The sequence below is a fragment of the Mesorhizobium sp. LNHC229A00 genome, assembly GCF_000502415.1.
Classification (GTDB): Bacteria; Pseudomonadota; Alphaproteobacteria; order Rhizobiales; family Rhizobiaceae; genus Mesorhizobium.
Genome location: NZ_AYWQ01000002.1, coordinates 372,749 through 389,842, shown reverse-complemented (window position 1 = coordinate 389,842; position 17,094 = coordinate 372,749). Strand labels below are relative to the sequence as shown.

Annotated in this window: 20 protein-coding genes; 3 read left to right on the top strand and 17 right to left on the bottom strand. The window is 63.9% G+C overall.

What is annotated here, in order from left to right:
- From fliF to X742_RS164645, 17 genes are all read right to left on the bottom strand, one after another.
- Positions 1 to 1,650 carry a flagellar basal-body MS-ring/collar protein FliF gene (gene fliF / locus X742_RS164565; RefSeq protein ID WP_023770454.1) on the bottom strand — a complete coding sequence of 550 codons (1,650 nt, stop codon included), beginning with the start codon at positions 1,648 to 1,650 and terminating at the stop codon, positions 1 to 3.
- Between the two features lie 126 nt (positions 1,651 to 1,776).
- The gene (locus X742_RS164570) at positions 1,777 to 2,847 is read right to left on the bottom strand and encodes a flagellin (protein WP_023770453.1); all 1,071 of its coding nucleotides are present in this window, start codon (positions 2,845 to 2,847) and stop codon (positions 1,777 to 1,779) included.
- Between the two features lie 274 nt (positions 2,848 to 3,121).
- A complete protein-coding gene (locus X742_RS164575) occupies positions 3,122 to 4,108 on the bottom strand; it encodes a flagellin (protein WP_023770452.1) in 987 nt (328 codons plus the stop codon).
- A 207-nt stretch (positions 4,109 to 4,315) separates the two neighbouring features.
- A complete protein-coding gene (gene fliP / locus X742_RS164580; RefSeq protein ID WP_023770451.1) occupies positions 4,316 to 5,047 on the bottom strand; it encodes a flagellar type III secretion system pore protein FliP in 732 nt (243 codons plus the stop codon).
- Entirely contained in the window at positions 5,044 to 5,538 is a 495-nt protein-coding gene (locus tag X742_RS164585; protein WP_023770450.1) for a flagellar basal body-associated FliL family protein, read from the bottom strand. Before X742_RS164585 ends, fliP begins: the two co-directional genes overlap by 4 nt.
- 20 nt (positions 5,539 to 5,558) lie before the next feature.
- The gene (gene flgH / locus X742_RS164590; protein WP_023770449.1) at positions 5,559 to 6,263 is read right to left on the bottom strand and encodes a flagellar basal body L-ring protein FlgH; all 705 of its coding nucleotides are present in this window, start codon (positions 6,261 to 6,263) and stop codon (positions 5,559 to 5,561) included.
- The gene (locus X742_RS164595) at positions 6,260 to 6,847 is read right to left on the bottom strand and encodes a MotE family protein (RefSeq protein ID WP_031240056.1); all 588 of its coding nucleotides are present in this window, start codon (positions 6,845 to 6,847) and stop codon (positions 6,260 to 6,262) included. Before X742_RS164595 ends, flgH begins: the two co-directional genes overlap by 4 nt.
- 2 nt (positions 6,848 to 6,849) lie before the next feature.
- A complete protein-coding gene (locus tag X742_RS164600; protein WP_023770447.1) occupies positions 6,850 to 8,091 on the bottom strand; it encodes a flagellar basal body P-ring protein FlgI in 1,242 nt (413 codons plus the stop codon).
- The gene (gene flgA, locus X742_RS164605) at positions 8,088 to 8,600 is read right to left on the bottom strand and encodes a flagellar basal body P-ring formation chaperone FlgA (protein ID WP_023770446.1); all 513 of its coding nucleotides are present in this window, start codon (positions 8,598 to 8,600) and stop codon (positions 8,088 to 8,090) included. Before flgA ends, X742_RS164600 begins: the two co-directional genes overlap by 4 nt.
- Positions 8,601 to 8,606: 6 nt before the next feature.
- A complete protein-coding gene (flgG, locus tag X742_RS164610) occupies positions 8,607 to 9,395 on the bottom strand; it encodes a flagellar basal-body rod protein FlgG (protein WP_023770445.1) in 789 nt (262 codons plus the stop codon).
- A 10-nt stretch (positions 9,396 to 9,405) separates the two neighbouring features.
- Entirely contained in the window at positions 9,406 to 9,729 is a 324-nt protein-coding gene (locus tag X742_RS164615) for a flagellar hook-basal body complex protein FliE (protein WP_023770444.1), read from the bottom strand.
- Positions 9,726 to 10,142: a flagellar basal body rod protein FlgC gene (gene flgC / locus X742_RS164620; RefSeq protein ID WP_015315914.1), complete on the bottom strand. Its 417-nt coding sequence runs from the start codon at positions 10,140 to 10,142 to the stop codon at positions 9,726 to 9,728. The genes X742_RS164615 and flgC overlap by 4 nt, the downstream gene beginning before the upstream one ends.
- Before the next feature lie 2 nt (positions 10,143 to 10,144).
- Positions 10,145 to 10,525: a flagellar basal body rod protein FlgB gene (gene flgB, locus X742_RS164625; protein WP_015315915.1), complete on the bottom strand. Its 381-nt coding sequence runs from the start codon at positions 10,523 to 10,525 to the stop codon at positions 10,145 to 10,147.
- Between the two features lie 72 nt (positions 10,526 to 10,597).
- Positions 10,598 to 11,431 carry a hypothetical protein gene (locus tag X742_RS164630; RefSeq protein WP_023770443.1) on the bottom strand — a complete coding sequence of 278 codons (834 nt, stop codon included), beginning with the start codon at positions 11,429 to 11,431 and terminating at the stop codon, positions 10,598 to 10,600.
- Positions 11,412 to 12,827: a flagellar protein export ATPase FliI gene (fliI, locus tag X742_RS164635; protein WP_023770442.1), complete on the bottom strand. Its 1,416-nt coding sequence runs from the start codon at positions 12,825 to 12,827 to the stop codon at positions 11,412 to 11,414. Before fliI ends, X742_RS164630 begins: the two co-directional genes overlap by 20 nt.
- A gap of 1 nt (position 12,828) precedes the next feature.
- Positions 12,829 to 13,554, bottom strand: coding sequence for a flagellar basal-body rod protein FlgF (flgF, locus tag X742_RS164640; protein WP_023770441.1), 726 nt, complete (start codon positions 13,552 to 13,554; stop codon positions 12,829 to 12,831).
- 2 nt (positions 13,555 to 13,556) lie between these two features.
- A complete protein-coding gene (locus tag X742_RS164645; RefSeq protein ID WP_023770440.1) occupies positions 13,557 to 14,678 on the bottom strand; it encodes a DUF1217 domain-containing protein in 1,122 nt (373 codons plus the stop codon).
- Positions 14,679 to 14,834: 156 nt separating this feature from the next.
- Between X742_RS164645 and motA the strand changes: the two genes are divergently transcribed.
- Genes motA through fliN form a run of 3 tightly spaced genes read left to right on the top strand, consistent with a single transcriptional unit; the run spans position 14,835 to position 17,094 of the window.
- Positions 14,835 to 15,710, top strand: coding sequence for a flagellar motor stator protein MotA (gene motA / locus X742_RS164650; RefSeq protein ID WP_015315920.1), 876 nt, complete (start codon positions 14,835 to 14,837; stop codon positions 15,708 to 15,710).
- A 32-nt stretch (positions 15,711 to 15,742) separates the two neighbouring features.
- Complete coding sequence (locus tag X742_RS164655; protein WP_023770439.1) at positions 15,743 to 16,690, top strand: FliM/FliN family flagellar motor switch protein; 948 nt, start codon at positions 15,743 to 15,745, stop codon at positions 16,688 to 16,690.
- Positions 16,691 to 16,707: 17 nt separating this feature from the next.
- Positions 16,708 to 17,094 carry a flagellar motor switch protein FliN gene (gene fliN, locus X742_RS164660; RefSeq protein ID WP_015315922.1) on the top strand — a complete coding sequence of 129 codons (387 nt, stop codon included), beginning with the start codon at positions 16,708 to 16,710 and terminating at the stop codon, positions 17,092 to 17,094.

Sequence of the window (17,094 nt, the reverse complement as noted above, 5' to 3'; positions counted from 1 at the left end):
CTACGCCGCGACTTCCTGGGCCGCCCATTTGCGCAGGATCTGCGCGGTGCGTTCCTCGTTGATGTCGACCATGCGGGCAAGCCGCTCCTGCGGAGCCGGCCTGATCTTCTGGCGCAGATCGTCGAGCGGGGTGGCGCCGGCACGCGTGCCGGGCAGAGCGCCAATGGCGGCACCCGCATCGGCGGAAGCGGCCGCCTCCGGGGTGGGCAGGGAGCGCTGGACTTCATCGAAATTGGGGCCTGCTATAGCGGGCGTCGCCTTTGCCATCAGCGCGGCCGCCATCGGCCGCAAGCCGAAGAAGGCGACCAGGAACACCACCACGATGAAGGCGCCGGCATTGATCAGCGTGCCGGCATGCTGGCCGATGGAATCGAGCATTCCCGCCTGTGGCACCGCCTCGCCGTCCAGCCCGTCGATGAACTCGACGGCCGAGACGTCGATGACGTCGCCGCGCTTGTCGTCGAAGCCGGTGGCGGAGCTGACCATCTTCTGGATTTCGGCGACGCGCTTGGCGATCTGGTCCGGTGTCGCATCCTTGCCCAGGATCGTCTTCAGCCGATCCTGGTTGACGACGACGGCGATCGACATCTTGGTGACGCTGTAGCCATTGGAGACGGTGGCGATCTTCTTGGAGTTGATCTCGTAGTTGGTGATCTCCTCCTTGCGGTCGTTGGCCGAGGAGGTCTGCGGACCCTCGGTGCTGGTCGCTTGGGTCTCCGGCAGGTTCTGCTCGACGCTGGCCGGGGTCGAGGCCTGTTTCTGGTTGCTGTTCTCGTTGGCGCGCACCGACTGCACCGAGCGCTCGACGCGGGACTCCGGATCGAAGATCGTCTCTTCGGTCTGGCGGGTGTCGGTGTTGACATCGGCTTTGACGCTGGCGCGGAAATTGTCGGGACCGAGATAGGGCGTAAGCGCGCGGCGGATGTTGTCGCCGATCTGCGCTTCCACGGTCTGCTCGACGCCGAGCGTGCGAGCGGCACTGGTGTTGGATGGGTCATCGCCCGCGGCCAGCAGATTGCCGTTGGAATCGAGCACCGTCACCTTGTCGGCCGACAGGCCAGGGACAGCGGCGGCGACGAGATGGCGGATCGACATGGCGCTCTTCTCCGCGTCGATGCCGGCGTAGCGGATGACGACCGAGGCCGAGGGCTGCTGTTCGTCGCGACGAAAATTGGCGCGCTCGGACATGACGATGTGGACGCGCGCCGCCTTGATACCCGATATCGACTGGATGGTGCGGGCGATCTCGCCTTCGAGCGCGCGCACCCGGGTGATCTGCTGCATGAAGGAGGTGAGGCCCATCGCGCCGACATTGTCGAACAGTTCGTAGCCGGCATTGGCGCTGGTCGGCAGGCCCTTTTCGGCAAGCAGCATGCGCGCCTGCGCCGTGGTGCCGGCCGGAACCAGCACAGAGGTTCCGTCGGCGCCGACGTCGAAGCCGATGCCGGCCTCGCCCAGCACCAGGCCGATCTGGTTCACGTCGGAGCGATCGAGCCCGACATAGAGCGTGTCGTAGGCCGGGCGGTTGAGGTAGACCGAGGCGATGCCGATGACGCCCATCACCAGGACGGCGATGCCCGCCAGCATGGCCAGGCGCCTGACGCCAAAGCCGCGGAGATTCGAGATGATGCTCTGGATCTGTTCCGGCACGATTGAGCGACTCCCAGCATGACTGTCCGCCGGAACACTAGCCCCCGAAGCTTGTGCGAAAATGAAATCGGGCCGCGCTTGCGGCGCGGCCCGTGAATTTCGGAGTATGCGTCAGCTACGCCGAGGTTAGCCGTTCTTGAACAGCGACAGGATCGACTGCGAGGAGCTGTTGGCGATCGACAGCGACTGGATGCCGAGCTGCTGCTGAACCTGCAGCGCCTGGAGGCGGGTCGATTCCTTGTTCATGTCGGCATCGACCAGCTGGCCGACGCCGCGATCGATTGAGTCCATCAGGCTCTGCGTGAAGGTCTTCTGCAGGTCGATGGAGCTCTTGGCCGCGCCGAGGATGGTGGCGGAGTCGGTCAACTGGCTCATGACCTTGTCGATCTTGCCGACCATCTGGGTGATGATGTCGTCGGTCACGCCGGCCGCGGTGATGTCGAGATTGTAGGCGGAAACATTGTCGATCCTGGGAACCACCGCCCCGGCCGCGGTCTGGCCGGCGGTGTTGGCGGCAATGTCCGTGCCGCCGCCGGCGATTGCGGCCGCATAAGCGGTATCATACAGGTCCTGGGCCGCCGCCGTGGAGTAGACCGAGGTCTGGCGGTCAAGCGTGCCCTGGTTCTTGACGGCGGTGGAGAGACCGGAATCGAACAGCTTGGTGCTCTCGACATCGATGTCGATCGTCCCGAGCGAGATGGCGCCCGACGATGAGCGATTGAAGGACGACACGATCTTGGCGTCTGCCTGGACGCCATCATTGGGGGCGGCGACCTGCGTAGATGTCACCGACAGATAATTCGAGCCCGAAAAGGTGGCGGCATCGGCAAAGGACTTCATCTGCGCCTGGAGCGCGGTGATTTCAGTCTGCGTCTTTGCCTTGGCGGCACCCGTCTGGCCAATGGTCGAAAGCAACTTGGTCTTGATCTTGCCGATCGTATCCAGCGCATTGTTCATGCCGGTATACGCAGTGTCGACTTTCGAGGCGCCGAGGCCGAGCGCGTCCTGGACTGTCGACAGCGCCTGGTTGTCGGAGCGCATCGTCGTGGCGATCGACCAGTAGGCGGCGTTGTCGGAAGCCTCGGAGACCCTGTAGCCCGTCGAGATTCGGGCCTGCGTTTGCTCGAGCGACTTGTTGGTGGCGTTAAGGCTCTGAAGTGCGGTCAACGCCGCGGCGTTCGTCATGATGCTCGCCAAGAAACTCGCTCCTTTTCCAGACCGGTCTTTCTCAAACCGGCGTTGCCCTCGCGAGCCGCTCGACCCGCTCGTGGATTACCGTCACCCGATCGGGCCGATTCGGCAATCCGTTGTAAGTCATTGGTTAACCATGACTAGCGCGTTATGGTTAACGGCCTGTTAAAAGCCGGCCTTCGAGGGTTAAGAAACGGGGGTTGCGCGGAGCTGGAGCAAACGCAAAACGGGCCGCGCTTTTGGCGCGGCCCGTTTGCCTAGTTTGATCGGTCGAAAGGGATCAGCCGCGGAAGAGCGACAGGATCGACTGCGACGAGCCGTTGGCGATCGACAGCGCCTGGACGCCGAGCTGCTGCTGGACCTGCAGGGCCTGGAGGCGGGTCGATTCCTTGTTCATGTCGGCATCGACGAGCTGGCCGACGCCGCGATCGATGGAGTCCATCAGGCTCGAGGTGAAGGTCTTCTGCAGGTCGATCGAGCTCTTGGCGGCGCCGAGCTTGGTGGCGGCGGTCGTCATGTCCTTGAGCGCGGCGTCGACAACCGTCATCATCTGCGAGATTTGAGCGTCGCTGGCGGCCGTAGTGCCCGAGAAGATGGCCAGGCTGGCGACCGAATAGGTATCGCCGGCAACGATAGCGCCGCCAATGGTCGGGGCCTGTGCTGTGGTGGTTGCAGCGCCAGTGGTGCCAAGACGGGCTGTGTCGAGGATGCCCTTGGCTGTCGGCGCTGCGCCGGCGTCATAGAGCTTGATGCTTTCCACGTTGACGTCGATCGTCGAGATCGAAACCGCGCCTGTGGCGCTGCGGTTGAAGGCCGAAACGACCTTCACGTCGGCCGCCGTGCCTGAAGCGGTGGACACCGAAAGCATGTTGGTGCCGGAGAAGGTGGCGCCATCGGCGTAGGCCTTCAACTGATCCTGCAGGGCCTTGATTTCGACCTGTGTCTTTTCCTTGGAGGCGTCGGTCTGACCATAGGACGCGGTCAGCTTCTGCTGGATCGTGTTGATGGTTGTGATCGCGCTGCTCATGCCGGTGTACGCGGTGTCGACCTTCGAGGCGCCGAGGCCGAGCGAGTCCGAAACGGTGGACATGGCCTGATTGTCGGAGCGCATGGTGGTCGCGATCGACCAGTAAGCAGCGTTGTCCGAAGCCTGGGAAACGCGATAGCCCGTCGAGATGCGGGCCTGGGTGGTTGCGAGGTTGTTCTGGGTGGCGTTAAGGCTCTGCAGCGCCGTCAACGCGGCAGTGTTCGTCATGATACTGGACATGGCTACTCGTACCTTGTTTTTACACGGTGTTTTTTTGCATACCGGCTTTCCCGGTATGACGGAGCGGCATCATGCCAATGATCGTTATTTCCAATCACCCGCCATCTGCGAGGACTATGGCGGCAAGTCCCTACCAAACGACTAAACCGCACGGTTAATCGAAAATATTCCGAGAAAACATAGGACGGGGCGGCTGACGCGGGAAGGTCAGGTGAAAGAGCGCACCAGGCTGCCGACGAGCAGGTTCCAGCCGTCGATCAGGACAAAGAACAGGATCTTGAACGGCAACGACACAACCGTGGGCGGCAGCATCATCATGCCCATCGCCATGGTGATGGTGGCCACGATCAGGTCTATGACCAGGAATGGCAGCACGATCAGGAAGCCGATCTCAAAGCCGCGCCGGATTTCGGAGATCATGAAGGCAGGCACCAGGATGCGCAGGTCGACCGTCTCTTTTGCAACGGTCTGGCCGCGTTCGCGGGCGAGGTCGGCGAAAAGGTCGAAATCCTTGTCGCGCACATTGTGCAGCATGAAGGTGCGGAACGGATCGGAAATCTTCTCGAAGGCCTCTGTCTGGCTGATCTGATTGTCCATCAACGGCTTGACGCCGGTGTTCCACGCCTGATCGAAGGTCGGCGCCATGACATAGAAGGTCATGAACAGCGACAGCGAAATGAGGATGAGGTTCGCCGGCGTCGATTGCAGGCCGATGCCGGCACGCAGGATCGAGAAGGCGATGACGAAGCGGGTGAAGCTGGTCACCATGATCAGCAGCCCCGGCGCCACCGACAGCACGGTAAGCAGGCCGAACATCTGGATGATGTAGCCGACGGTGGCGCCATCGGCCTTGCCGATGCCGCCAAGGTCCAGTTGCTGGGCCGCCGCGACGGAGGTGGCGGCACCGATCAGTGCCGCGGCAAGAAGGAATTTTCTCATTCGAGCAGCAATGTCCTGACGAGAACCTGTTTGACGTGTCCCTGACTGCGGATCGAGGCGCGTTCGTCGAGATCGGCCTTCAGGTGCTGGTAGCCGCTGGCGCCCTCGATCTGGTGCATCTTGAGGGTACGCACGAAGGCCAGAAGATCCTGCTGGACGTCCTCCGCCATCGCCGGCGGCTGCGGAGCGTCGTAGACCACGGAGACTTCCATCCTGATCCAAGTGTCCGCGGGTGAGGCGATGTTGGTGGTGATCGGCGCCAGCGCGACGACCGTCGGCCCCGCGCCTGCTTGTTGCGCGGCTTCGGGCTGGGGTGGCTTGCCCTCGTTCTCAGGCGCGCCTGGCACCGACGAGGGTGCGCCGACGCCCTTGAGATAGCCGCCCGACATCCAGCCCATGCCGATGGCGGCGGCCGTCACCACGAGCAGCATGGCGCCCTGCACGGCAAGAGAAGGAGCCTTGCGAGGCTGAACCTGATCGACATTGGCCATGGCGCTACGCTCTCCAATGCCTAGAACGGAAGAACCTGGTCGAGAACCTGCTGGCCATAGGCCGGCTGCTGGACCTCGCTGACGCGGCCACGGCCGCCATAAGAGATGCGCGCCTCGGCGATGCGTTCATAGGAGATGGTGTTTTCCGCGCCGATGTCCGACGGGCGCACCATGCCGGCGATGGTGAGCACCCTGAGCTCGTAGTTGACGCGCACCTCCTGGGACCCCCTGATCATCAGATTTCCGTTGGGCAGGACCTCGGTAACGACGGCGGCGACGTTGAGCTCCAGGTTTTCGGAGCGCTTGACTTCGCCGTCGGCGTTGGTTTCGGTGCTGGAACTCAAGCCGGCGTCGCCCTTGCCGCTGGTGCTGTTGCCTTCCCATCCGAGCGTGACGTCATAGCCCAGCTTACGTGCGGCGGTGCGGCTCCGGTCGTTCTGGTTCTTGAAGTTGGCCTTGTCGTTGAGCTTGATCCTGACGGTCAGGATGTCGCCTTCGCGCAGCGCCCTGGGATCGGTGAAAAGCCGGCTCTGGCGGTCGTCCCACAAAGAGAACTTCTTGACCGGAGCGGCGGGCGGCTGGGGATAGCTGTAGGGTGCTGCCCCGTCGCCGGCGATGCCCGAACCGACCGGCGACAGCGATGGTTCCCTACCGATTTCCTTTAAGTTGGTTGCGCAGCCGGACAAGGCCGCGGCCGCGCACAGGATGAGCATTCTGCGGATCATGACGGATCTACCCTTCGGGCTGCGCTGGCCATGATGCCGGTGAGCGTCGCCGCCGCCTTCTGGTCCATTTCGTTAAGGATGACACCCGCCTTGCGTGAATCGAGCTTCATCAGGATAGCCGCGGCGAGGTCCGCATTGACGATCGCCAGGCGTTCGGCCGCCGCATCGGGCTTCATGCCGGCATAGATCTTGACGACGCCGTCCTCGGCCCGGGCCAGAAACACCTCGCGCCGCTTTAACCAGGTTTCGTATTCGGCTTTTTTTGCGTCCAGCGCCTTCATGCGCTCGTCGATGCCTGCCTGCAGCTGCTTCAACTCCTCCGCCTGCAAGGCGTAGCGGCGGTCGCGCGCGGCATCGGCGATGTTGGAACAGAAGCGCTCGATCTCGCTCTGGTCCGGCGCCTTTTCTCGTGTCAGTTGCTGCGGTGCGATCCCGGGCTGCGCTCCGGGCAGGATCTGACGAACGACATCCTCGCCGCGTGCGCCGCTGCTCGAAACGGACATGGCCGCGATGACCGCGGCGGCGAACACGATTGCGCGGGGAGGGCGTCCTTGATGGGATGAGATGGAGATGATCATCGGCATCGCTATTGGAGAACCAGATCGGCTTGCAAGGCGCCGGCCGACTTGATGCCTTGCAGGATGGCAATGATGCCGTCCGGCTTGACGCCGAGACGGTTGAGGCCGGAAACGAGAGTTTGCAGGTCGGGCCCGTCGAGCACGGCGACGCGGGCGTTGGGCCGGCTGGCATCGATGGCTGTGAACGGTTCGACGGCGGTTTCGCCCTTCGAGAAGGGTTCGGGCTGCACGACGCGCGGCGCTTCCGTAATGCGCACCGTCAGTGTGCCGTGGCTGATGGCGACACGTGAGATCTTGACGTCGTTGCCGATGACGATGGTACCGGTGCGCTCGTCGATGACGACGCGGGCCGGCGTGTCGGACTCGACCACCAGATTCTCGATCTCGGCATAGAAGCGGGCCGCCGAAACGCTCTTCGGCCGCCTGATCTGCACGGTGCGGGAATCGCGCTCCGCGGCCACGCGCATGCCAAAGCGCTGGGCGGTGTAGTCGTTGATCGCGTCTGCGATGCGGATGGCGGTCGAAAAATCGGGATTGCGCAATTGCAGCGTCAGCGTCGACTGGTCATCGAACTCAGCCTTCACCTGCCGCTCGACTATGGCCCCGTTCGGCACCCGGCCGGCGGTCGGTACGCCTTGCGTCAATTGCTGGGCCTGGCCCTGGGCAGTGAAGCCGGAGACGATCACCGCGCCCTGGCCGACCGCGTAAATCTCGCCGTCCGCCGCCTTCAGCGGCGTCATGATCAGCGTGCCGCCGGCAAGCGAGGTGGCGTCGCCCATCGAGGAGACGTCGATGTCGATGCGGGCGCCGGACTGCACATAGGGCGGCATATTGGCGGTGACGATGACGGCGGCGACGTTCTTTGCGCGTGCGCTGCCGCCTTCGGTGGCGATGCCGAGATTTTCGAGCATGGCGCGGATCGACTGTTCGGTGAATGGCGAATTGCGCAGGCTGTCGCCGGATCCGGCCAGCCCGATGACGAGGCCGTAGCCGACGAGCTGGTTGTCGCGCGAGCTCTGCAGCTGCGCGATGTCCTTGATGCGCGAGGCGACCTGGCCTGGCGGCAGTGAACTCGGCCCGGGCGATACGCGGAACATCCGCGTGGTGGTGGCGGGATCATATTCCGGATCGTCGTAGACACCGCCATTCCTGGCGGCGAGTTCGCGCTTGGCCTTGGGCGTCAAGCCATCGGCCAGCGCCGGCTGCAGGCCAAGGGCCGCCGCGAGCAGGAGGGCAAAAGGGCGCATCATGAAGCGCCGACCTGGATGGTGCCGTCGGCCATCACCGTGCCGGAGAGTATCTTGCCGCTGTCGCTGTTGCGGACCTTGATGAAATCGCCCGCCGAGCCCGGCTGCAAGGTCACGGCGGTGGCCGTGATCGTCAGCCCGCCGGCGACGAAGTAGACCTGCACGGCGGCACCCTGCTCGACCAGCCAGGCCTCACGAACCGCGGCTGAAGGAATGTAGCGGCCGGGAAGCAGCGTGCGCTTGGCGATCTTGCCCTGCAGTTCCTCGGAACGGGTCGCAACAGCATCGGGCTTGTGCTTGCCGGGGATCAGAGTGACCTGCTTCAGGGCGGCGAGTTCGATAGTCTCGCCGGGATAAATGACCCGGTTGGGGATCAGCACGACCTCGCCAGCAGGTTGGTTGCTGGCGATCTGGTTGGCCGAGTCCTGGGCGAAAGCCGGCATGCCGCCGGCCACCAGCGCAAGGAACAGCGCGGAGCGGCGGAATGCGGAGCAGGAGATCGGCATGGCCATCATCCGTTACCTGATGTTCTTGGAGACGACGGAGGCCATGTCGTCGGCGGCCTGGATCACCTTGGAATTCATCTCATAGGCGCGCTGCGCCGAGATCAGCTCGGTGATCTCCTTGACCGGGTCGACGTTGGAAGCCTCGAGATAGCCTTGCTGGATGGTGGCGAAGCCGGGATCGCCGGGCACGCCGACATTGGCAGGGCCGGAGGCTGTCGTTTCCTGGAACAAATTGTCGCCGAGCGGTGCCAGGCCTGCCTCGTTGGCGAAGTTGGCGATCTGAAGCTGGCCGAGAGTCTGCAGGTTGGTCTGGCCGTCGATGCGGGCAAAGACCTGGCCGGTCTTGTTGACGATCACCTCGACCGCATTGGTCGGTACGGTGATGGCCGGAATGACACTGGCGCCGTCCACCGTCACCAACTGGCCGGTGGCGTTGGTGTTGAAGGCGCCGGCGCGGCTGTAGAGCGTGCCGCCATCGGCGCCCTCGATCTGGAACCAGCCCCTGCCGGTCAGCGCCATGTCGAAACTGTTGCCGGTGCTGGTCAGTTCGCCCTGGGTGTGGACGTTGCGCACGGCGGTCGTCTTGACACCGAGACCGATCGACACGCCTTCCGGCACCAGCGAGGCGTTGGAGCGGTTGGGGACGCCTTGCGTACGGTCGACCTGGTAGAGCAGGTCGGAGAATTCGGCGCGCGCGCGCTTGTAGCCCGTGGTGTTGATGTTGGCGATGTTGTTGGCGATGACCTCCAGATTGGTCTGCTGGGCATTCATGCCGGTGGCGGCGATGGCGAGTGCTTTCATGGCCTGCTCCTCAGATGCCCATGCGACTGACTTCGAGATAGGCCGAGACCACCTTGTCGCGGATGGCGACGGCGGTCTGCAGCGCCTGCTGGGCGCTCATCACGGCATCGACCACCTGGCGGGTGTCGGCCTCGCCCTTGAGCGCCTGCGTCGACACCTGCTCGGCATTCTGCATGGTGCTGACGGTCTTGGAGGCAGCCTGGCTCACCGCTTCGGCGAAGGAGGTGCCAAGGTTGCCCGATGCCGCCGGCGCAACGCCACCCTGCAGCAGATCGGTGGCTGTATCGCCCAGCCCAGGCTTCAGGTTAAGCGCGCCTATGCCGTTGACGATCATTGATTCCTCATCAGGTCGATGGTCATTGAAATGAGATCACGCGCCTGCTTCACGACTTGCAGGTTGGCCTCGTAGGAGCGGTTGGCCTCGGTCATGTCGGCCATCTCGATCAGCACGTTCACATTGGGCATCTTGACGTAGCCCTTGTCGTCGGCGGCCTCGTTACCCGGCTGGAATTCGACGGGAAAATTGCTGGGGTCGCGGTCGATCGAATTCACCTCCACCGTCGAGCTGCCGGAGGCCCGGTCGAGTTCGGAGACGAAGCTGATGGTCTTGCGGCGATACGGGTCGGCGCCCGGCGTCGTGCCTGTCGACTGGGCGTTGGCGAGGTTTTCCGAAACCACGCGCAGGCGCTCGGACTGAGCGCCAAGGCCTGATGCTGCGACTTTGAGGGCTGCGGTCAGTGCGTCCATGGTCAGCTCTTCACCGCCATCATCATCATTGAGTGGAATGCCTTGACGATGGCCGTGTTGAGTTCGAAGGAGCGGCGCACCTCGCCGGCCTTGAGAAGCTGGTCTTCAAGCACGACCGTGTTCTTGGAGGGCATGACCACCCCGTCGTCTTCCTGCGGCTTGATGGAGAAGCCGGCATTGGTCGCCGCGGTGCCAAGATGGCCGGGCTCGGTGATCTGGAGCGACACCGCGGTGCGGTCGAGCACCTTCTCGAACGGCTCGACATCGTTTGCCGTGTAGCCCGGCGTGTTGGCATTGGCGATGTTGCCGGCGACCGCCGACTGACGCACGGACAGCCACTGCGCTTGCTTGGCGGCAAGATCGAAAAGGGAAACAGGCTCCATGGGAATCTCCGGGCATATGCCCAAAGACTAGGACGCCAGTCTTGCGCGGACCTTGCGATCGGTCGTGGCGGCTTATCTGGACAGCTCGATCACATGGTTGGCGCTGGTGAGCATGACCCATTTGCCGTTGCGCTGCTCGATCGCCGATACCTTGCTGGAATCCGGCAGCGTCGAACCGCGCTGGACCATCCACAGGCCGGTGTCGTCCTCGATCATGGCGCGGCCATTGGCGACATGGACCATGCGGAACTTCCCGATATCGGCGGGGAAGGGCTGCTCGCCGGGCGGCTGCGTTTTGGAATCGTCTTGCACCGTGCCGGTGGCAAGCAGATCAACATCGGCATTGGGAACGTCCCTGTCGGTCAGCGGCGCGCTGCGCTCGGCGACCACGCCACCCCCCGCACGTCCCGAATTGGTGCCGGTGCCGCCGAACTTGATCGCCTGCACGCCGAACTGGTCCTGGTTAAAGAAGATGTACCAGGGAAACAGGGCGCAGGTCAGGCCGAGCGCGATGCCGAGCGCGGCGATGACGATGTCGCTGCGACGGTCCGCCTTCTTCTTGCCCAGTCTGGGGAATTGCGGCTTTGGCGGCTGCGGCCATTCGCCGGCGGCAAACAGGCCGTCGATCAGCGATTCACGACTGGCTTGCGCCAAATCGGCAGCCTCGCGGGGAAGGGAATTCATACGGGGCTTGGCGGTCCGGGCCGGAAAAGGCTCGGATCTGGGGAGAGCCGGCTTCACGGCCCTGGCCAGAACAAGCGCGGTCCGGGCAGCCATGGCGCCGGCGGCGTTTGCCCTGGCGACCCTGGCCTCCTCCGCTCGAGCCTGCTCCGCGGCGTTCGCTTCGGCGATCATCTCGTTCAGGAGGCGCTCGGTGTATTGGCGTTCAGTCTCCTGGTTCGGCATTCTGCTTTCCCTTGAGATGGCGGGCAAGATCGGAGAACGGATCGGCGGACGGACGGTCCCTGGGCGATTGCGTCAGCGCCTCATAGATGACGGGCACCTGGCGCACGGCCATGTCGAGCTCAGCGTCGACGCCGCCCTGATAGGCGCCGAGCAGCCGGATGTCGCGCGTGTCCTCGAAGCGGGATATCATCGACTTCAGCCGCGTCACTAGGGCTCGCTGCTCGACGCTCCAGGCCTTGCCGGCCAGTCGCGAGATGGACGACAGCGGATTGACGGGCGGATAGCGGCCCTGTTCGGCGATCGCGCGGTCGAGCACGACATGGCCGTCGAGGATGCCGCGCACCGAATCGGCGACCGGATCGTTGTGATCATCGCCGTCGACCAGCACGGAAATGATGGCCGTGATCGATCCCTTGCCTTCCAATCCTGGGCCTTCGGTTCCAGGCCCGGCGCGCTCGAGCAACTTGGGCAGTTCGGTGAAGACCGAGGCGGGATAGCCGCGGGCAACCGGCGGCTCCCCTGTTCCCGTCGCCACCTCGCGCAGGGCGTGAGCGAAGCGGGTGATCGAATCAAGCACCAGCAGCACACGGTGGCCCTGGTCGCGAAAATGCTCGGCGACGCGCATGGCGGTGTCGGGCGCGCGCCGGCGCATCATGGCGCTCTCGTCGCTGGTGGCGACGACGGCCACTGTCTTGGCCATGCTGTCGCCGATCGTATCCTCGAGGAATTCGCGGACCTCGCGGCCGCGTTCGCCGATCAGCGACACGACGACGGTGTCGAACGCGTCGGCGCCGGCGAGCATGGCAAGCAGTGTCGACTTGCCGACGCCCGATCCGGCGAAGACCCCCATGCGCTGGCCGAAGCAGAGCGGCGTGAAGATGTCGATGACCTTGACGCCGGTCATGAAGGCGGTTCCGACGCGCTGCCGCGCCATGGCGCCGGGTGTCGCGGCGATAGCCGACATGTCGTCACCCCTGACCAAGGGCGGGCCACCGTCGATTGCCCGGGTGAGCGCGTCGATGGCGCGGCCGCGCCATGAGGCATGCGGCGCCACCGCGAGCGGACCCCTCCGGAACACGGCATCGCCGATGCCGGCGTCGGCGCTGCGTTCGAAGGGGGCGATCACAACCTCGTCACGGCTGATCTTGACGATCTCGCCGCGGCGCGAGCCGGACTGGCCGCGCTGCTCGACGATGTCACCCAGCCTGGTGAAATCGGAAAGGCCGCGCACCTTGTAATGCGTTGAAGTGACTTCGGTGACGAGCCCGCCGCGCTTGACCAGCCCGTCGCTGTCGCCAAAGCGCCTTATAATTCGTTCCAAAGCGGCAAGCCGATCCAGCGGCGCCGGCTGGAGCTGTCTTTCGGGTGCGCGGAGGGCTGGCTGCTCTGACGACATGCTACGACTTCGAGCCGAGCGTCTTTATCGCCTCCTCGGCGGAGGAATCGGTCTGCCGCATCAGCGCGGCAGTGTTCTCGAAGGCGCGCTGGACCATGATCAGCCGGGTCATTTCCAGCACGGGATTGACGTTGGATTCCTCGAGGAAACCCTGGGCGACGCCGATGTCGGAGCGGTCGGTGACCGGTTCGGGCGTGCGTGCGGGCACAATGCCGGAATTGCCGTAGCGCACGAAATTCTCGCCCGGGTCGAAATTGTAGAGGCCGATCGAGCCGACGAGCTGTTCGTTCTGGCGCAGCGAGCCGTCGGCACCGGCCTTGGGCGGACCGTTGCGGGGATCGAGCTGGATCGGCGCCCCGCCGGCGTCGAGAACGGGATGGCCCTCGACCGACATCAGCTCGCCATTCTCGTTCATCGAGAAACGGCCGTCGCGGGTCATGACGGTGCCCACTGGCGTGTCGATGGCGAACCAGGCGTCGCCCTGGATGGCGAAATCGAACGGGCTGCCGGTCTCCGTCATGGCGCCGTGAGCCCCCGACAGAAAGGTCTTGCCGGAGGAGGCGAACGAAACCGACTTCTGCCCTGCGCCAGACACCACGTCCTCGAACTTCACGCCGGTGGCGCGAAAGCCGACGGTGCTGGCGTTAGCGACGTTGTCGGCGATCGTGTCGAGCCGGCGCTCGAGGGCTATCTGCGCGGAGAGGGCGACGTAGAGACTGTCTCGCATGATCAGAACTTCAGTCTCTGCATGGCCATCATCAGGTCGGTGGAGATGCCCGATGTGACGGGTTGCGCGAACAGCACACTGACCGATGTCACGGCCGTCGATGTCGGGTTGTTGATCTCGTACATGCTGGTGAAGCGGGTCAGGAACTTGTTCAGTTTGACCGGGTCCCTGAAATCCGAGATGTCGAGCTTCTGCCCAAACAACTGCGCCTGCTTGTCGATGTCGGCGGTGGCGAAGGAATCGGGGAGCCCAAGCGCGGTACGCACCACGCTGGCAAGCGCCGTGTCGGCGAGTACGTCGTACCAACTGGTGATGTCGGGCGCCTTGCGCTGGAAGTAGAGCGCCAGCCGCACGCCCTCATTGGTCTGGCCGGCATCCTCTTCCAGCGTCTGGCGCATGTATTTGTCGACGGTCGGCTGCTGCGCCGGATTGATGGTGGTGGCGTTCTCGCCGTACTGCTCGAAGTTAAAGGCTGAGGCCAGTGCCGCGTAAGCCGGATCCGTCTGCTTGTTGGCGACGCTGTTGGGGTCGCGCACGCCACCTTGCAAGACCTGCTTGATGAGATCCTTGTTCTCCGTCGCCGAATCGAGACCGAACGCTGCCAGCGCGTAGGTGTAGAGCCGGCTGTTCGAGATCAGGTCGTCAACGGATTTCACCTTGGTAATGTTGGCGAGATAATATGTCGTCTCGCCCTTCACATAGTCCGAATTCGGGTCGAGGCCGGCGATCTGCGCCTGCGTGGCATAGTTCTTGGTCACCAACTGCTGCGCCTTGTTGTAGATCGTCGCATTGGGGCCGTTGGCGGCGAAATTGAAGGCGCTGACGAACGCGGCGTAGCGCTTGTCGGTCAGTTTGTTGGCAAAACTGTCGGGATCTGAGACGCCTTCCTTGAGCGCCTTCACCATGAACGCCTTGGCGTAGTCCATGTTCTCCAGGCCGTAGGCCTTCATGGCGTATTTGAACAGCCGATCATTTTTGACGAAATCGTCGATCGATTTCACCTTGGTGATGTTGGCGAGATAATATCGGGTATCGCGGTCGACCGTCGGCTGTTGCTCGATGCGGTCGATCGACTTGTTGATGTCTTTGGTGATCAACTGGTAGCTGGTATAGGTACTGAGCAAGGACGCGCCTCCGGCCGAAGCTATGCCAGCACAATAAGCTCACTTCCTTGCGCGAAACTGAATCGCCAACTTTCGTTCCATGGCGGCTCGAATTCAAGCCTCACACAAGGCACGGGGACTATCCCTTGTCGGACGTGAAATGCGGAAGGACCGGTCGTGGGCATTCTGATTGGACTTGTGGTGACGCTTGGCTGCGTCCTAGGCGGCTTCATGGCCATGGGCGGGCATCTGCACGTGCTGGTGCAGCCATGGGAAGCCGTGGTCATCTGCGGCGCCGCACTCGGCACCTTCCTGGTCGCCAATCCGATGAAGACGGTCAAGGATACCGGCAAGGGCATTCTGGAGGCCTTCAAACAGGCGGTTCCGAAGGAGCAGGACTATCTGGAAACGCTCGGCGTGCTGCACAGCCTGATGCGCGAGTTGCGCTCCAAGTCGCGCAGCGAGGTCGAGGCGCATATCGACAATCCGGAGGAGTCGGCGATCTTCCAGGCCTTTCCTACCGTGCTCAAGAATCACGATTTGATGAATTTCATCTGCGACTACTGCCGCATCATCATCATCGGCAATGCCCGCTCACACGAGATCGAGGCGCTGATGGACGAGGAAATCCAGACCATCAAATCCGACAAGATGAAGGCCTATCACGCGCTGGTCGCGGTCGGCGACGGCCTGCCGGCGCTCGGCATCGTCGCCGCCGTGCTCGGCGTGGTCAAGGCGATGGGCGCGCTTGACCAGTCGCCGGAAATCCTCGGCGGCCTGATCGGCGCAGCGCTGGTCGGCACCTTTCTCGGCATCTTCCTGTCCTATGCGGTGGTCGGACCTGTCGCCACCAAGATCAAGACGGTGCGCGAGAAGAAGAACCGCCTCTACATCATCGTCAAGCAGACGCTGCTCGCCTACATGAACGGCGCGCTGCCGCAGGTGGCGATCGAGTTCGGCCGTAAGACCATCTCCTCCTATGAACGGCCGACCATCGACGCCGTCGAACAGAGCACCATGAACACCGGCAGCGCCGAGAAGAAGGCCGCCTGAGCGATGCGCGACAGATCGGTGCCAAAACTGTCATGACGAGTCCGGGCAGCCCCTCGCAGGCGCGTTCGTTGATCATCGAGCGTCTGGTCGGCGACAGCGGTGAGACCGATCAGGTCGTCGCCGCCGGCCGTGCCATGGCCGAACGCGCCGTGCCGCTGCTGCAGAAGGGGCTCTCGGGCGAGCTCGGCATTCCCGTGATTGTCGACCTCAAGGCCGTCGAGGTCAGCCGCGTCCCGGAGGCGCGCTCGCGCGCCGGTGACAATTTCGCGATGACCGTCGTCGGCTCGCCGGCGTCCTCGGACGCGATGACACTCGTCATGGATGCTCCCGCAATCGCGATCATGGTCTCCACCCTGTTCGGCGGCGACCCGGATATGCCGGTGTCGCCGATCGAGCGCGAACTGTCGTCGATCGAGGCCGACGTCTCGACCATGGTGCTCCAGGAAGTGGCGCAGGCGCTGAATGGATCGGGGCGGCGCTCGCTCGAACTGCGGCTGCCCGCACCGCGCGCCATGTCGGGGATCGAGGCCAGGCGGCACGTGTTGCGCGACGGTGCCGCGATCCGCATCGTCCTTGGCATCTCGACGCCGGTCGACAGCGGTTCGATCACCGTGACGATGCCGCAGCGCATCGTTCTGGCAGGCCGCGATGCCACGGCCAGCATCAGCGAGGACGATCATGGAACCAGTTGGCGGGCACGCTTTTCGGAAGAGGTGATGCGCTCGACCGTAGCGCTCGAAGCCACCATGCCGCTGGCGCGGCTGACGCTGGGCGACCTCGCCAACCTCGAAGTGGGCCAGGTCATCGACTTCGAAGAGACGGCACAATCGCGGGCTCGCCTCGGCGCACGCGGCCAGACGCTGTTCGTATGCGAGTTCGGCAAACTGGGGCAGAATTACACCGTCCGAATCAGGCATCCCTTCGATGCCGGGCAGGATTTCATCGATGGGCTCATGCCGGCTGGTGCCGGGCGCGCCTGAGCTTTTGGAGACGACGCATGGCCAAGACCAAGGTAGAAGCAGAGCTCGACCAGCCCGACGAGCAGCTCGATCGCGCCATCGAGGAATTGCGCGGGGTCCTGCACGAAGAAGAGCAGCGCCCCGATGCCGCGTTCCGGGCCGCCGCGGGAGCCAATTCGAGCGTCATCATGAACATCCCCGTCGATGTCCAGATCATCCTCGGCAGCACCGAGATGGCGGTTGCCGATCTGATGGCGCTGCAAAAGGGGTCGACGGTCGCGCTCAATCGCCGCATCGGCGAGCCGGTCGATGTCGTGGTGAACGGCCGCAAAATCGCGCGCGGCGAGATCACGGTGCTCGAAAGCGACCCTTCGCGCTTTGGCATCAGGCTGACCGAAATCATCGCCGGCACGAAAGGCGCCTAG

Coding starts and splice junctions, on each gene's coding strand:
- X742_RS164575 (WP_023770452.1), bottom strand. CDS start 4,108: ATGTCCAGTATCATGACGAACACTGCCGCGTTGACGGCGCTGCAGAGC.
- fliP (WP_023770451.1), bottom strand. CDS start 5,047: ATGAGAAAATTCCTTCTTGCCGCGGCACTGATCGGTGCCGCCACCTCC.
- X742_RS164585 (WP_023770450.1), bottom strand. CDS start 5,538: ATGGCCAATGTCGATCAGGTTCAGCCTCGCAAGGCTCCTTCTCTTGCC.
- flgH (WP_023770449.1), bottom strand. CDS start 6,263: ATGATCCGCAGAATGCTCATCCTGTGCGCGGCCGCGGCCTTGTCCGGC.
- X742_RS164595 (WP_031240056.1), bottom strand. CDS start 6,847: ATGCCGATGATCATCTCCATCTCATCCCATCAAGGACGCCCTCCCCGC.
- X742_RS164600 (WP_023770447.1), bottom strand. CDS start 8,091: ATGATGCGCCCTTTTGCCCTCCTGCTCGCGGCGGCCCTTGGCCTGCAG.
- flgA (WP_023770446.1), bottom strand. CDS start 8,600: ATGGCCATGCCGATCTCCTGCTCCGCATTCCGCCGCTCCGCGCTGTTC.
- flgG (WP_023770445.1), bottom strand. CDS start 9,395: ATGAAAGCACTCGCCATCGCCGCCACCGGCATGAATGCCCAGCAGACC.
- X742_RS164615 (WP_023770444.1), bottom strand. CDS start 9,729: ATGATCGTCAACGGCATAGGCGCGCTTAACCTGAAGCCTGGGCTGGGC.
- flgC (WP_015315914.1), bottom strand. CDS start 10,142: ATGGACGCACTGACCGCAGCCCTCAAAGTCGCAGCATCAGGCCTTGGC.
- flgB (WP_015315915.1), bottom strand. CDS start 10,525: ATGGAGCCTGTTTCCCTTTTCGATCTTGCCGCCAAGCAAGCGCAGTGG.
- X742_RS164630 (WP_023770443.1), bottom strand. CDS start 11,431: ATGCCGAACCAGGAGACTGAACGCCAATACACCGAGCGCCTCCTGAAC.
- fliI (WP_023770442.1), bottom strand. CDS start 12,827: ATGTCGTCAGAGCAGCCAGCCCTCCGCGCACCCGAAAGACAGCTCCAG.
- flgF (WP_023770441.1), bottom strand. CDS start 13,554: ATGCGAGACAGTCTCTACGTCGCCCTCTCCGCGCAGATAGCCCTCGAG.
- X742_RS164655 (WP_023770439.1), top strand. CDS start 15,743: ATGACGAGTCCGGGCAGCCCCTCGCAGGCGCGTTCGTTGATCATCGAG.
- fliN (WP_015315922.1), top strand. CDS start 16,708: ATGGCCAAGACCAAGGTAGAAGCAGAGCTCGACCAGCCCGACGAGCAG.